Annotated in this window: 13 protein-coding genes; 5 read left to right on the top strand and 8 right to left on the bottom strand. The window is 63.2% G+C overall.

Going from position 1 to position 14363, the window contains the following annotated elements; translation table 11 throughout:
* The 7 genes from JNC62_RS13055 to JNC62_RS13025 all read right to left on the bottom strand — a co-directional run bounded on the left by JNC62_RS13055 (position 1) and on the right by JNC62_RS13025 (position 7351).
* A complete protein-coding gene (locus tag JNC62_RS13055) occupies positions 1-687 on the bottom strand; it encodes an HAD family hydrolase (protein WP_374839423.1) in 687 nt (228 codons plus the stop codon).
* Positions 688-749: 62 nt separating this feature from the next.
* Positions 750-2234, bottom strand: coding sequence for a mannitol dehydrogenase family protein (locus tag JNC62_RS13050; protein WP_374839421.1), 1485 nt, complete (start codon positions 2232-2234; stop codon positions 750-752).
* An 85-nt stretch (positions 2235-2319) separates the two neighbouring features.
* Positions 2320-3093 (bottom strand): L-iditol 2-dehydrogenase, encoded by a 774-nt coding sequence (locus JNC62_RS13045; RefSeq protein ID WP_374839419.1) that lies wholly within the window; start codon positions 3091-3093, stop codon positions 2320-2322.
* Positions 3090-4091 carry an ABC transporter ATP-binding protein gene (locus JNC62_RS13040; protein WP_374839417.1) on the bottom strand — a complete coding sequence of 334 codons (1002 nt, stop codon included), beginning with the start codon at positions 4089-4091 and terminating at the stop codon, positions 3090-3092. Before JNC62_RS13040 ends, JNC62_RS13045 begins: the two co-directional genes overlap by 4 nt.
* Before the next feature lie 12 nt (positions 4092-4103).
* Entirely contained in the window at positions 4104-4934 is an 831-nt protein-coding gene (locus tag JNC62_RS13035; RefSeq protein ID WP_374839415.1) for a carbohydrate ABC transporter permease, read from the bottom strand.
* A gap of 4 nt (positions 4935-4938) precedes the next feature.
* Positions 4939-5811, bottom strand: a complete 873-nt coding sequence (locus JNC62_RS13030; protein ID WP_374839413.1) for a carbohydrate ABC transporter permease — start codon at positions 5809-5811, stop codon at positions 4939-4941.
* A 226-nt stretch (positions 5812-6037) separates the two neighbouring features.
* Positions 6038-7351: an ABC transporter substrate-binding protein gene (locus JNC62_RS13025; RefSeq protein WP_374839411.1), complete on the bottom strand. Its 1314-nt coding sequence runs from the start codon at positions 7349-7351 to the stop codon at positions 6038-6040.
* A 264-nt stretch (positions 7352-7615) separates the two neighbouring features.
* Between JNC62_RS13025 and JNC62_RS13020 the strand changes: the two genes are divergently transcribed.
* Positions 7616-7834 carry a hypothetical protein gene (locus JNC62_RS13020; RefSeq protein WP_374839408.1) on the top strand — a complete coding sequence of 73 codons (219 nt, stop codon included), beginning with the start codon at positions 7616-7618 and terminating at the stop codon, positions 7832-7834.
* Positions 7835-8070: 236 nt separating this feature from the next.
* Positions 8071-9084 carry an HAD family hydrolase gene (locus JNC62_RS13015; protein ID WP_374839406.1) on the top strand — a complete coding sequence of 338 codons (1014 nt, stop codon included), beginning with the start codon at positions 8071-8073 and terminating at the stop codon, positions 9082-9084.
* A 40-nt stretch (positions 9085-9124) separates the two neighbouring features.
* On the opposite strand, the gene JNC62_RS13010 is transcribed toward JNC62_RS13015, so the two are convergent.
* A complete protein-coding gene (locus JNC62_RS13010) occupies positions 9125-10078 on the bottom strand; it encodes a sugar-binding transcriptional regulator (protein ID WP_374839404.1) in 954 nt (317 codons plus the stop codon).
* A gap of 255 nt (positions 10079-10333) precedes the next feature.
* Here JNC62_RS13010 and JNC62_RS13005 point away from each other — a divergent pair, with 255 nt between their 5' ends.
* From JNC62_RS13005 to JNC62_RS12995, 3 genes are all read left to right on the top strand, one after another.
* The gene (locus JNC62_RS13005; protein ID WP_374839402.1) at positions 10334-11695 is read left to right on the top strand and encodes an NAD(P)-dependent oxidoreductase; all 1362 of its coding nucleotides are present in this window, start codon (positions 10334-10336) and stop codon (positions 11693-11695) included.
* A 14-nt stretch (positions 11696-11709) separates the two neighbouring features.
* Entirely contained in the window at positions 11710-13023 is a 1314-nt protein-coding gene (preA, locus tag JNC62_RS13000; protein WP_374839400.1) for an NAD-dependent dihydropyrimidine dehydrogenase subunit PreA, read from the top strand.
* A 366-nt stretch (positions 13024-13389) separates the two neighbouring features.
* Positions 13390-14325 (top strand): DMT family transporter, encoded by a 936-nt coding sequence (locus JNC62_RS12995; RefSeq protein ID WP_374839398.1) that lies wholly within the window; start codon positions 13390-13392, stop codon positions 14323-14325.
* The last annotated feature ends 38 nt before the right edge of the window (positions 14326-14363 follow it).

The following is a 14363-nucleotide window of genomic DNA, read 5'->3' as shown; positions in this document are numbered from 1 at the left end:
TCATGTTCCCGTCGGATGCTCTTTTCGAACAAACTGGAGCAAATCCCGCATGTCGTCAAACAGGGCATCGGGTTGCAGACGGGAGAGAGATTGTCGATGGCGCTCGCCTCGCGCATGCGAGCCGCCGGCGAAGGCGAAGACCCGCATGCCGGCGGCCTGCGCGGCCATCACGCCGGCCGGGCTGTCCTCGATCACCACGCAGGCATCGGGCACGATGCCCATCGCCGCGCTGGCGTGGAGAAAGAGGTCCGGTGCCGGCTTGCCGCGTTCCACCATCGAGGCGCTGAAGATATGCGGCTCGAACCGATCGAGCAGTCCCGTCACGGCAAGCGACAGCCGGATGCGTTCGGGCTGGCTGGAGGAGGCGACGCAAAACGGTATCGGCAGGGCTTCCACCGCAGCCCGGACACCGTCGATCGGCCGCAATTCCTGTCGGAAGCGCGCATAGAGCGCCGTTCGCATCTTTTCCAGGAAATGGTCGTCGATCGCCAGGCCATAGTCCTCGTGCAGAATGTCCGACATGCTCTTGAGGCTTCTGCCGAGAAACCGGTCCGTGGCCTCCTCTGCATCCATCGTCACGCCGGCCGCGTCGAGCGCGTCGACCAGAACGGCAAGGGAGATCGGCTCGCTGTCGACGAGCACGCCGTCGCAGTCGAAGATTATCAGGTCGATCGGGCGTGCAGCCATGCTCTCCATTCCAGGCCGTTCGGCCGCGGAAACGGCCTGTTTCGTTCGTGCGGGTTTTGCGTTCAGTCTGCCAGACGGTCGTCGAGGTAGAGCCGAAGCGTTGTGCGCGTTCCCTTTTTCCACAGTGTTCTCAAGGCTTTGGCGAATCGACGCCGGAACAGCTCGGAGGCTGCAACCTCCCCGAAAATGTCGGAGAGCGCAAGGAAGGCGGCTGGATCGTCCTTCGCCTTGACGGCGGCCGCGTGCAGGCGGTCGGCGCTGGCATCGTTGAAGACGATGTTCTTGCCGCTGTCGGAGGTGCCGGCAAAGTAGCGGCACCAGAGCGCTGACACGAGCGAAAGTCCGATGACGTCCTCGCCGCGCCGCAACCGGTCGGCCGTCGACGGCAGGATGAATTTCGGCTGCCGGTTCGATCCGTCCTGGGCAAGGCGCGGAATCGTGTCGCCGATCTTGGTGTTGGAGAAGCGCCTCTCGATCAGCTTGAAATAGTCATCAAGGTCGTTGCCCGGCACCGGCGGGACGACCGGGATAATCTCCTCGCGTTCGAGCTTGGCGAGGAAGGCGCGGATGTCGGCGTCCTCCATCGCCTCATGCACGAAATGGATGTCGAGGAGTGCGGCGGGATAGGCGATCGCCGCGTGACCGCCGTTGAGGATGCGGATCTTCATGTGCTCGTAAGGCGCCACCTCGGGTACGAACTGCACGCCGACCGTCTCGAGCGCGGGCCGCCCCAGTGGGAACTTGTCCTCCAGCACCCACTGCTTGAACTCCTCACAGAACACCGGCCACTGATCCTCGATGCCGTAGTCGGCCTCGACAATCGCGATCTCGCGAGGCCCCGTCGCCGGCGTTATCCGATCGACCATGCCGTTCGGAAAGGCCACGTTCGCGTCGATCCACTCGGCGAAGGACGGATCGGACAGCCTTGCAAGCCCGCAGACGGCAGCGTGCGTCACCTCGCCGTTGCCGGGAATGTTGTCGCAGGACATGACGGTGAACGGCGCAACGCCCTTGGCCCTGCGGGCCTTCAGCCCGGCGACGATCAGACCGAAGACGGTCTTCGGGTTCTCCGGATCGGCGCCGTCCGCTGCGATCGCCGGGTGCGTCGCATCGAACACGCCCGAGGCCGGATCGATGAAGTAGCCGCCCTCGGTGATCGTCAGCGAGACGATGCGGATGGCCGGGTCGGCCAGTTGTGCCACGGTCGCCGCGACGTCGCCCGGTTTCAGGTAGCCGATCATCACACCGGTCACATGCGCACCGGTACGGTTGTTGTCCTGCTCGACGACGGTGGTCAGAAAGTCCTGGCTCTCGAGCTTGACCCGCATCGTCTCGTCCGATGGCAGCACGCCCGCGCCGACGACGGCCCAGTCGTGATCCCGGCCGGCGTTGAACAGCGCGTCGAGATAAACCGCCTGGTGCGCCCGGTGGAAATTGCCGACGCCGAAATGAACGATCCCGGCCGTCAACGCGGATCGGCGATAGGATGGCACCCCTGCGGTCTTCTTCACCTGTTCCAGGTTTGCCAGCGACAGTTTGGTCGTCATGTTCTCTTCCTTCCGGGCATGAGCGACGAGGCCGCTTCCCGTTCACGCAATTTGCGGCCTGCAACGCGGCCGGTGCAGCAAAGCTTCAACTCATCCAGTTGCCGCCGTCGACGTTGTAGGTCTGGGCGACGACATAGTCGCTTTCGGCAGAGGCGAGAAAGATCGCCATGCCGGTCAGATCCTCGGCCGTGCCCATGCGCCCGAACGGCACCTCCTGCCCGACCAGCCGCTTCTTCTCGCCGAGCGGCCGGTTCTCGTATTTGGCAAAGAGTGCATCGACCCCGTCCCAATGCTCGCCGTCGACCACGCCGGGCGCGATCGCGTTGACATTGATGCGGTGCTTGATGAGGTCGAGGCCTGCCGACTGGGTCAGGCTGATGACAGAGGCCTTGGTGGCGCAGTAGACCGCAACAAGGGCCTCGCCGCGCCGTCCCGCCTGGCTGGCCATGTTGATGATCTTACCGCCGCGCCCCTGCACGATCATCTGCCGGGCCACCGCCTGCAGCGTGAACAGCGTACCGGCGACATTGATCGAAAACAGCTTCTCGTAGCTCTCGCGGGTGATCTCGACAATCGGCGCAAGATCGAAGAGGGCCGCGTTGTTGACGAGGATGTCGATGCCGCCCGCCTCCTTCACGCAAGCCGCAACGGCATTGTCGATCGAGGACTGGCTGGTGACATCCATTTCCACCGCATAGGTCGCGGGACCGATCTCGGCGGCGGTCTGTTGCGCGCGCCCGATGTCGATATCTGCGATCGCCACGCGCGCACCTTCCCGCACGTAGGCTTCGGCGAATGCGCGTCCGATCCCCCGCGCTGCCCCGGTGATCAGGGCGCTCTTTCCGTCCAATCTTTTCATCGGATCGCCAGTCCTTCGTCGTCGAAACGGTGTATGCGCCCCTCCTGCGGGCTCAGATACACCTGATCGCCATGCCTGACGGGGAAGTCACCACCGACGCGCGCCGTTAGCGTGCCCACGCCGTCGACCGCCACGTGCAGGAAGGTGTCGGAGCCGAGATGCTCGGCGACCCCGACCGTGCCGCGCCAGGCGCCGGCCGAAGTGGACAGATCGATGTGCTCCGGTCGCACGCCGATCGTGTGCGCGCCTTGGCTCCTCGCAATGTCGCCGGTGATGAAGTTCATTCTCGGCGAGCCGATGAAGCCGGCGACGAAGAGGTTTGCCGGCCGGCGATAAAGCTCCAGCGGCGAGCCGACCTGCTCAACATTGCCCTTGTTGAGAACGACGATCTTGTCGGCCATGGTCATCGCCTCAACCTGGTCGTGCGTGACGTAGACCATCGTCGTCTTCAGCTGCTGGTGCAGCTGACTGATCTCCAGTCGCATGTTGACGCGCAGCGCCGCGTCAAGGTTGGACAGCGGCTCGTCGAACAGGAACGCGACCGGCTGGCGGACGATCGCCCGGCCGATCGCCACCCGCTGGCGCTGGCCGCCCGAAAGCTGCCGCGGCTTGCGGTCGAGATAGTCGGTGAGGTTCAGGATCCGGGCGGCCTCCTCGACCTTCCGCTCGATCGCAGTCTTGTCTTCGCCGGCCATCTTCAACGGGAAGGCAATGTTCGAGCGGACGCTCATATGCGGATAGAGCGCATAGGATTGGAACACCATCGACAGCCGTCGCTTGGCCGGCGGAAGGTTGGTGGCATCCTTGCCGTCGATGACGATCTGGCCGCCGGAAACATCCTCAAGGCCGGCGATCAGGCGCAGCAGCGTGGACTTGCCGCAGCCGGAGGGGCCGACAAAGACGACGAATTCACCGTTATCGATACTGAGATCGATGGACGGGATGACGGTATGGGTGCCAAAGACCTTCGACACATTCCTGAGCGTTATGCTTCCCATTGTTCTTGTTCCCTATTTGACGGCGCCGAAGGTGAGCCCGCGCACCAGCTGCTTCTGCGAGAACCAGCCGAGAATGAGAATCGGAGCGATCGCCATGGTCGAGGCGGCCGAGAGCTTCGCGTAGAAGAGACCCTCGGGACTTGAATATGAGGCAATGAACGCCGTCAGCGGTGCGGCCTTGGATGCCGTCAGATTGAGTGTCCAGAACGCCTCGTTCCAGGCGAGGATGATGTTGAGCAGGAGCGTGGAGGCGATCCCCGGCACGGCCATCGGCGTCAGCACGTAGACGATCTCCTTGGCGAGCGAGGCGCCATCCATGCGGGCCGCTTCGAGGATCTCGCCGGGGATCTCCTTGAAGTAGGTGTAGAGCATCCAGATGATGATCGGCAGGTTGATCAGCGTCAGGATCACGACGAGACCGATGCGCGTATCGAGCAGCCCGGTATTGCGAAACAAGAGATACATCGGCACCAGCACGCCGACCGCCGGCATCATCTTCGTGGACAGCATCCACATCAGCACATCCTTGGTCTTCGGCGTCGGCGCAAACGCCATGGCCCAGGCGGCGGGAATGGCGATGAGCAGCCCCAGGAGCGTCGAGCCGAACGAGATCACCACCGAATTCATGAAGTGCTTGACGTAGTCGGAACGAACCTGGACCTCGCGGTAGTTCTCGAATGTCCAGTCGAAGAACACGAGCGACGGCGGCGAGGCGATCGCCTCGGCCTCGGTCTTGAAGCTCGTCAGGACCGTCCAGAGGATCGGGAAGAAGATCAGGACGCCGATCGTCCATGCGACGACCGTGTTGACGATCTTGCGTTGGCTGGAAACGGTGCGGGCCATGGTTTCACGCCTCCAGGGTCTTGCCGATCATGCGCATCAGGAAGAATGCGACGATGTTGGCGAGGATGACGGCGATGATGCCGCCGGCCGATGCACCGCCCACGTCGAACTGCAGCAGCGCCTGCGCATAGACGAGGAAGGTCAGGTTGGTGCTCTGCGTGCCCGGTCCGCCATTGGTGGTGACGAGGATTTCGGCGAAGACCGAGAGCAAAAAGATCGTCTGGATCAGGATGACGACGGTGATCGCGCGCGAAAGGTGCGGCAGTGTCAGGTAGACGAAGCGCGACCAGGCGCCGGCCCCGTCCATCTGCGCCGCTTCCTTCTGCTCCTCGTCGAGCGACTGCAGCGCGGTCAAAAGGATCAGGGTGGCAAACGGCAGCCATTGCCAGGCGACGATCAGGATGATCGACATCAGCGGCGCGTTGTTGAGGAAATCGAAGGGCTGCAGGCCGACCAGTTTCGCCAGGTAGGCGAAGAGCCCGTTCACCGGGTTCATGAACATGTTCTTCCAGACGAGCGCCGCCACCGTCGGCATGATCAAAAACGGCGCAATCACCAGGATGCGAACGATCCCTTGCCCGAACATCGGCTGGTCGAGCAGGATCGCTAAGGCGATGCCGCCGAGCACGGTGATGAGAAGGACGCCAAGCACGATTGCAAGCGTGTTGAAGATTGCCTGGAAGAAGGCGGGATCGGTCAGGAAATACCTGTAGTTATCGAGGCCCGCCCACTCCTCCATGCCAGGCATCAGCAGATTGTAGCGCAGGAAGGAGAAGTAGACCGTCATCGCCAGCGGCACCACCATCCAGGCAAGCAAAAGCAGCACCGAGGGGGCCATCATCAGGCGGGCGGCGGATCGGGTGTGGAGTGTCGCCATGGCAGTTCCCGGTCAGTTTGACCGCCAGCCTTCCGTTCCACTGGGCGATAGGAAGGCGGCAAGTCCGGTTGTAAAAAAGCCGGCGCAACCTTTCAGGACACCTGCCGCTTGGGCTCGACAGTTGTCCCGGCGGCGCCGGCAGGGAGGTTCCCTTCCCCGGAGAAAAGGAGCTGGGAACCCCAACCCGGCGCGCCGACACTGTCGCGCGCACCAGGCCTTGGGAGCCTTATTTGATGTAGCCGGCCTTGGTCATCTCGCGCGTCGTCAGTTGCTGGGCCGCGGCGAGCGCATCATCCACGCTCGTCTGCCCCGCAAGCGCTGCCGAGAACTGCTGGCCGACCGCCGTGCCGAGACCCTGAAATTCCGGGATCGCCACAAACTGCACGCCGACATAGGGCACCGGCTTGACGGCCGGGCTCTTCGGGTCGGCCGCGTTGATGCTGTCGAGCGTCATCTTCGCGAACGGTGCGGCCTTCAGGTACTCGGGGTTCTCATAGAGCGAAGTGCGCGTACCCGGAGGCACGTTCGCCCAGCCATCCTTCTCGGCCACCAGCTTCAGGTAGTCCTTGCCGGTCGCCCAGGCGATGAACTTTTCCGCCGCAGCCTGCTTCTGCGTGCCAGCCGGAATCGCAAGGTTCCAGGCCCACAGCCAGTTGCCGCGCTTGCCGAGGCCCGTATCGGGCGCCAAGGCGAAGCCGACCTTGTCGGCGACCGTCGATGCCTTCGGGTCTGTAACGAAGGAAGCGGCGACCGTGGCGTCGATCCACATGCCGCACTTGCCGGTCTGGAACAGCGCGAGGTTTTCGTTGAAGCCGTTCGAGGAGGCGCCCGGAGGGCCGGCGTCGTTCATCAGCTTGACATAGAAGTCGAGCGTGTTCTTCCATTCAGGCTGGTCGAACTGCGGCCGCCAGTTTTCGTCGAACCAGCGTGCGCCAAACGCGTTCGCGGTCGCCGTCAGGAAGGCCATGTTCTCGCCCCAGCCCGCCTTGCCGCGCAGGCAGATGCCGTAGATCTCCTTGTCCTTATCGGTGATCTTGCGGGCCGCGTCGGCGATGAAGTCCCAGGTCGGCGCCTCTGGCATGCTCAGCCCGGCCTTTTCGAACAGGTCCTTGCGGTACATCACCATGGAGCTTTCGCCATAGAAGGGTGCGGCATAGAGCTTGCCGTCCTCGCCGGTCAGGCCGGAGCGGATCGCCGGCAACAGGTCGTTGACGTCGTAGTCAGCCCCGAGATTGTCGAGCGGCAGGAGCCAGCCCTGCTTGGCCCAGATCGGCACTTCATAGGTTCCGATCGTCAGGATGTCGTACTGGCCGCCCTTGGTGGCGATGTCGGTCGTCACGCGCTGGCGCAGCACGTTCTCCTCGAGCGTGACCCAGTCGAGCTGGATGTCCGGATTTTTGGAGGTGAAGTCGTCCGTCAGTTTCTGCATGCGGATCATGTCACCGTTGTTCACGGTGGCGATGGTCAGCGTCTCCGCATTGGCAAATCCGCACAGAACAACGGCCGAGCAGGCGCCCAGCAGAAGCGTTTTCAGTTTCATCTCTTCCTCCCAGAAGCCAAATGAGCATTTGCTTCGCTCGTGGGCAATTACCCACCCATTGCCGCCAAATGTCAACGCTGATTCTTTGCTGCGCCGCCGAAGAGCGGGGAACGGCGATTGATGTGCCTCGACAAATTTTTCGCCTTGCCTTCTTCAGCCCAGCGCAGGATGCGGATTGAGAAGAGCGCGGGCGTTGGTTATTCCCGGCTTTCCCAATCCGCATCGGGCACGCCCCGATAGCATCGCGATGGAGCACGTACACGCATGGGCCAAGACACGCTGGACATCGTCGCCCTTCTCGACGCGATGGCGAAGAGCCCCAGGCGCGACAACAGCGCCTATCACGCGGCCGTCGCCGAAGCCCGCCGGGCCTTCGAAAATGCCGAAACCGCGCTCGGCGGGCCGGTGAAGGTCAAGATGAAGACCAAGATCAAGCGAAACGGCAGCTACGTCGTGAAATGGACCTTCAAGCGCCTCGCATAGAGCGGTGCCGGCAAACGATTGCGTTCGGCTGCTTTCAGCCGGGAGCCGAAACGGCCGGAAAAGACGCAGCGCTTGACCTGAACCGGGCCTCTGACAATATCGATCTATCAGCGGTTCCATTAGACACAACGCAAAAGGAAGTCCTCGGCTTGGCAACGCCAGCCGGCAATTGAATTGCGATAGCTGCCACGCTTTGCGCGGCCGGCGCCACTGAATGCCAGCAAGGAGTTTTCAAGATGATTTCGGCTTCGGAATGTCTGATTTTTGCTCGCAACACCGCACTTGGCCTCGTTGCCTGGTTTGCAATTGCCACCGCCGTGCAGGCGCAGTCCGATCCCCTGCCTTCATGGAACGACACCGCCCCGAAGAAGGCGATCGTCACCTTTGTCGAGAGGGTCACAAAGGAGGGATCACCCGACTTCGTGCCGGCACCGGCGCGCATCGCGGTGTTCGACAATGACGGTACGTTGTGGACCGAGCATCCAATGTACACCCAGCTCGTCTTTGCCCTCGACCGGGTCAAGACCATGGCGAAGGACCATCCGGAATGGAAGGATAAGCAACCGTTCAAGGCTGTTCTGGAAGGTGACCTGAAGGCGTTGGCAGCCGCCGGCGAAAAGGGTCTCGTGGACCTCATCATGACCACTCACGCGGGAATGACCGATGACCAGTTCGCAACGATCGTGACCGAATGGCTCGCTAAGGCTCGGGACCCTCGGTTCAAGCGTCCCTATACCGAACTTGTCTACCAGCCGATGCTGGAACTGCTCGCTTACCTACGGGCGAACGGCTTCAAGACCTTCATCGTTTCGGGCGGTGGCATCGAGTTCATGCGCCCCTGGTCCGAGAGCGTCTACGGCGTCCCGCCCGACCAGGTGGTCGGCTCGTCGATCAAGACGGAGTTCTTCATGCGAGATGGCGTACCGGTGCTACTGCGCCTGCCGCAGGTTAATTTTGTCGACGACAAGGCCGGAAAACCGGTCGGCATCAATGCACACATCGGACAACGGCCGATCGCGGCGGTCGGCAATTCCGACGGCGACCTGCAGATGTTGCAGTGGACGACGCTGGGGGCATCGACACCCCGCTTCGGGATGATCATTCACCATACGGATGCCGAAAGGGAATACGCCTATGATCGCGACACCGATTTCGGCCGTCTGGACGAAGCGCTCGCCATCGCACCGATAAACGGCTGGACGGTCGTCGACATGAAATCCGACTGGAAGGAAATATTTCCGCACAAGTAACCATGGCCGCAGCGATGTCGAAGGCGCTTTCGCATGCGGTTCACACCGACAGCAGATAGCGCGCCGTCGCCTCGTCCGTGATCAGACCGTTGATCATCCGCCCCTTCAGGGCCGAAAGGATAGCCAGATGCTTGCGCTTGCCCTTGGCAAGGCCGATGACGGTTGCCCTGTCGGTCGAGGGAAGCGGGACAGACGCGACGCGCTCGTTGATGCTTCCAGGCATCAGCACGCCTTCGCGGTCGAACATCCAGCCGCAGATCTCGCCTGCCGCCCCCTGCTCCATCAGGCGCGCCATTTCATCCCGCCCGAGGAAGCCGTCCTCGCAGAGCGGCGCGTCGGGACCGAGCTCGCCGATCCCGACGAACGCAACGTCAGCCTCCTCTCCGAGCTTCAGCGCCCGCTGCACGAGGCTCTGTCTGTGCAAGAGCTCCCGCTCCTCTGCTGAGGAAACCAGAACGGGCAGTGGCATCGGAAAATGCCGCGCCTTGACGGCGTCCGCCATGCTGAAGATGACGTTGTAATAGGCGGCCGAGCCGTCCGGTCCGAGATTGCCGGTCAGCGACATGATGCGATGCTGCGGACACTCCATGGCCGGCAACTGGTCGATTGCCGCCTTGAGCGTGCGGCCGGTTCCGACCGCGAGCACGATCGGGTCGGGACGCTTCAGCCAGCGCTCGATTTCCGCCGCCCCCGCTTCCGCGATGCCGACGGTCGTCGAGGTCGAGGCCGGGTCGGTGGGCACGACATCGACGTAGCGCAGCGCGAAGCGCTGCTTGAGCCGCTGGGCCAGCTCGAGGCACTCGGCGATCGGGTGATCGAGCCGCACCTTGATCAATCGCTCGGCGACCGCGAGCGAGACAAGGCGCTGCGCGGACTGCCGCGATATGCCCATGGCGGCTGCGATCTCGTCCTGGGTGCGCCCGGCGACGTAATAGAGCCAGCCGGCTCTCGCCGCATCGTCCAGCCTGCCGCCTGTTTCGGATCGCCTTGCCATGGTCTGACCTCAAACTGTCTCGATGTGCTGACATCATTTCAGCAGCGCTGTCAAATCGGTCGTTGAGGTTGCACTGCAACCAAAAGCTTGCATCGCAGCATCGAACAAAACCGCATTTATGACTTTCGCAGTCAGGATTTATTCAGCTCAACCGCCTGGAAATCCGGCACTTCCAGGAAAACTTTTACCGTTTGATAAAAAAATAAAGCGTGTTACCGTTTCAGCCTTCAAAGCCCACTCGAATGGGAGATAACAATGGGAACAAACGCATCTGGGATTCATGGCGGCAGGCTTTCGCCGGCCGACTATGAGAAAAACTTCTCCGACTTGCATCCGCCACTGGATCATCACGAGGCCCTGGTGGCGGCGGATCGCTGTTACTTCTGCCATGACGCGCCGTGCATGACGGCCTGTCCGACCACCATCGACATTCCGATGTTCATCCGCCAGATCTCGACCGGCAATCCGGTAGGCTCGGCCAAGACCATCTTCGACCAGAACATCCTTGGCGGCATGTGCGCCCGCGTCTGTCCCACCGAGACGCTGTGTGAGCAGGCTTGCGTGCGCAACACCGCGGAAGAGCGCCCCGTCGAGATCGGCCGGCTGCAGCGTTATGCCACCGATACGGCGATGGAACGCAACATCCAGTTCTACCAGCGCGCCGCCCGCACGGGTCATCGCGTCGCCGTCGTCGGCGCCGGCCCGGCCGGCCTTGCCTGCGCCCACCGGCTTGCCATGAACGGCCATGACGTCGTCGTCTTCGACGCCCGGGTCAAGCCCGGCGGACTGAACGAATACGGCATCGCCACCTACAAGGCGACGGATGATTTTGCCCAGCGCGAGGTGGACTATGTTCTTGCCATCGGCGGCATCGAGGTGCGCAACGGCCAAAGGCTCGGCCGCGACTTCACGCTTGGCGAACTGACCGACAATTTCGACGCCGTCTTCCTCGGCATGGGCCTTGCCGGCGTCAATGCGCTTCAGGTGGAGGGCGAACAACTTGCCGGCGTCGAGGATGCCGTCGACTTCATCGCCGCGCTGCGCCAGGTCGAAAACAAGGCCGATATCGCAATCGGCCGCCGCGTCGTCGTCATCGGCGGCGGCATGACGGCGATCGACGCCGCCGTCCAGGCCAAACTGCTCGGCGCCGAGGAGGTGACGATCTGCTACCGCCGCGGCAAGGAGCACATGAACGCCTCGGCGTTCGAACAGGATCTTGCCACCTCCAAGGGCGTGATGATCCGTCACTGGCTGCAGCCGAAGCGGGTTGTCGGCAAGGACGGCCACGTCGTCGGTATCGAGGTCGAATACACCGAGATGCGGGACGGCAGGCTCGTCGGCACCGGCGAGACCGGCATCCTGGCCGCCGACCAGATCTTCAAGGCGATCGGCCAGACGTTCGACCCGATCGGTGTCAGCAACCTGCAGCTTGAAAGCGGGCGCATTGCCGTCGATGCGGAAGGCCGCACCTCCGTGGCCCGCGTCTGGGCCGGCGGCGACTGCGTCAAGGCCGACGAGGACCTGACCGTCACCTCGGTCGCGCAAGGGCGCGATGCGGCCGATTCGATCCACCGGACGCTTGCCGCTGGCACACGTCCCTCCGTTGCCGTCGCCTGAAGGGAGAATGAGACATGGCTGATCTCCGCAACAACTTCGTCGGCGTCAAATCCCCGAACCCCTTCTGGCTGGCTTCCGCCCCGCCAACCGACAAGGCCTACAACGTCGAGCGCGCCTTCAAGGCGGGCTGGGGTGGCGTGGTCTGGAAGACGCTCGGCGAGGAAGGGCCGCCGGTCGTCAACGTCAACGGCCCGCGCTACGGTGCGATCTGGGGCGCCGACCGCCGCCTGCTCGGCCTCAACAACATCGAACTCATCACCGACCGCCCGCTGCAGGTCAACCTGCAGGAGATGAAGCAGGTGAAGATGAACTGGCCGGACCGGGCGCTGATTGCTTCGATCATGGTGCCCTGCCAGGAGGACGCATGGAAGGCGATCCTGCCGCTCGTCGAAGAAACCGGCGCCGACGGCATCGAGCTCAACTTCGGCTGTCCGCACGGCATGTCTGAGCGCGGCATGGGATCGGCGGTCGGCCAGGTGCCGGAATACATCGAGATGGTGGTGCGCTGGTGCAAGCAGTACACCCGCATGCCGGTGATCACCAAGCTGACGCCGAACATCACCGACATCCGCAAGCCCGCCCGCGCCGCCAAGGCCGGCGGCACCGATGCCGTGTCGCTGATCAACACGATCAACTCGATCACCTCGGTCAATCTCGACACCTTCTCGCCCGAGCCGTCGATCGACGGGAAGGGCAGCCACGGCGGCTACTGCGGCCCGGCGGTCAAGCCGATCGCGCTGAACATGGTGGCAGAGATCGCCCGCGATCCGGAAACCTACGGCCTGCCGATCTCTGGCATTGGCGGGGTGACGACCTGGCGCGATGCGGCCGAGTTTCTGGCGCTCGGCGCCGGCAACGTGCAGGTCTGCACGGCGGCCATGACCTATGGCTTCAAGATCGTCGAGGAGATGATCACCGGCCTCTCTGACTGGATGGATTCCAAGGGTCACAAGACGCTGGACGACATCACCGGTCGCGCCGTGCCCAACGTTTCCGATTGGCAGTACCTGAACCTCAACTACGTTGCCAAGGCGCATATCGACCAGGACGCCTGCATCAAGTGCGGCCGCTGCCACATCGCCTGCGAGGACACCTCGCACCAGGCGATCACCTCCATGGTCGACGGCGTTCGTCACTTCGAGGTGATGGAGGACGAATGCGTCGGCTGCAATCTCTGCGTCAACGTCTGCCCGGTCGAAAACTGCATCACCATGGTGCCGCTGGCAGCCGGCGTGCTGGACCAGCGCACCGGCAAGCCGGTCGATCCGAACTATGCCAACTGGACGACCCACCCGAACAATCCGATGGCCCGCCAGGCCGCGGAATAAGCTCCTCCCCGGCTCATGTCCTTGGCCCCGCTCTCAGTGGGGTCAAGGACGCCGGTACCTTCCCAACGTTCGCATCCCATGCCAAAAGCTTCCCGTCCAACACGGTGCGGCGGGCAGCATTTCAGCGACATTTCAGACCGCCAGCCGGATTTCGGCACCCGACGAGGCCACCCTCCCCGCCATCCAATGGAAGAAGGGCCCATGACGACGCGCCGTCACGACCGCACCACGCACCAGGAACGCCGGGAGGGTTCTGTGGGCTTCCTCGAGGCCCTGGCGAATTCGCCGTCCGACCCTCGGAAAACTCCTGACTGTAGGTGTCACCCATGCTAAGCCGACACGGTTCGCACAACCGAAAGCAAGTTCTTGGATCAGACGACGCATCCCGCTCGACAAGCCGCTTCGCCCCCGCAGGTCCCGCGCCGCGAACGGTTCCTGGGCCACCTTGCCATGCTGCTCTTTTCCATGCTTATCGCCGGTTCCTTTTCTTTCGGCGGACTGGCGGCGCAGCACTTGGATGCCGCGCCGCTGACGCTCTGGCGCTATCTCCTGACCGTTTTGGTGATGGCCGTTCTCGCCTTCGGTATCTTTCGTGCACCGTTCGCGTTTCCCAGGGCATCTTGGCGGTTCCTGGTCCTGGGAGGACTGATCGCCTTCTACATGCTGATGATGTTCACCGCATTGGAGTTCACAGATCCGGTGCCGACCGGTGCGGTCTTCACGCTGATGCCGCTGCTGAGCGCGGGGTTCGCGCTGCTCTTCCTCGGCCAACGGACCGGTCCCGGCGTGCTGGCCGCCCTGGTGATCGCCGCCATTGGCGCGGTCTGGGTCATCTTCCGCGGCGATCTCGAGGCGATCCTGTCTTTCGACGTTGGTCGTGGCGAGATCATCTTCTTCACCGGCGTCGCCGCGCACGCGGCCTATGTGCCGCTGCTGCGCAAGTACGGCCGGGGTGAGAACCCTTTCGCCTTCGGCTTCTGGGTCACGGTCGCTTCTGCCTTGTGCCTGCTGCCCTTTGGCGCGCGGGAGCTTGCGGCAACCAATTTCGCGACGCTGCCTCCGGTAGTCTATGGCGCCATTGCCTATCTCGCCGTCATGACGACGGCGGTGACGTTCCTCCTCCTCCAATACGCCTCCATGCGGCTGCCCGCACCGAAGGTGCTGGGATACGGCTACCTGACGCCCAGCTTCATCATTGTCCTCGAAGGTCTTCTCGGTCACGGCTGGCCACATGCGGCCGTATTCGCCGGCGCCCTCGTCACCGCCTGCGGACTGGTGGCCATGGCGCGTTTGCCGGACTGACGACACGCACTGGCTGCGAAGGAACGTCGCACCCAACC

Source organism: Mycoplana ramosa (assembly GCF_041930185.1).
GTDB classification, from domain to species: domain Bacteria; phylum Pseudomonadota; class Alphaproteobacteria; order Rhizobiales; family Rhizobiaceae; genus Mycoplana; species Mycoplana ramosa.
This window is presented reverse-complemented; position numbering and strand designations above follow the sequence as displayed.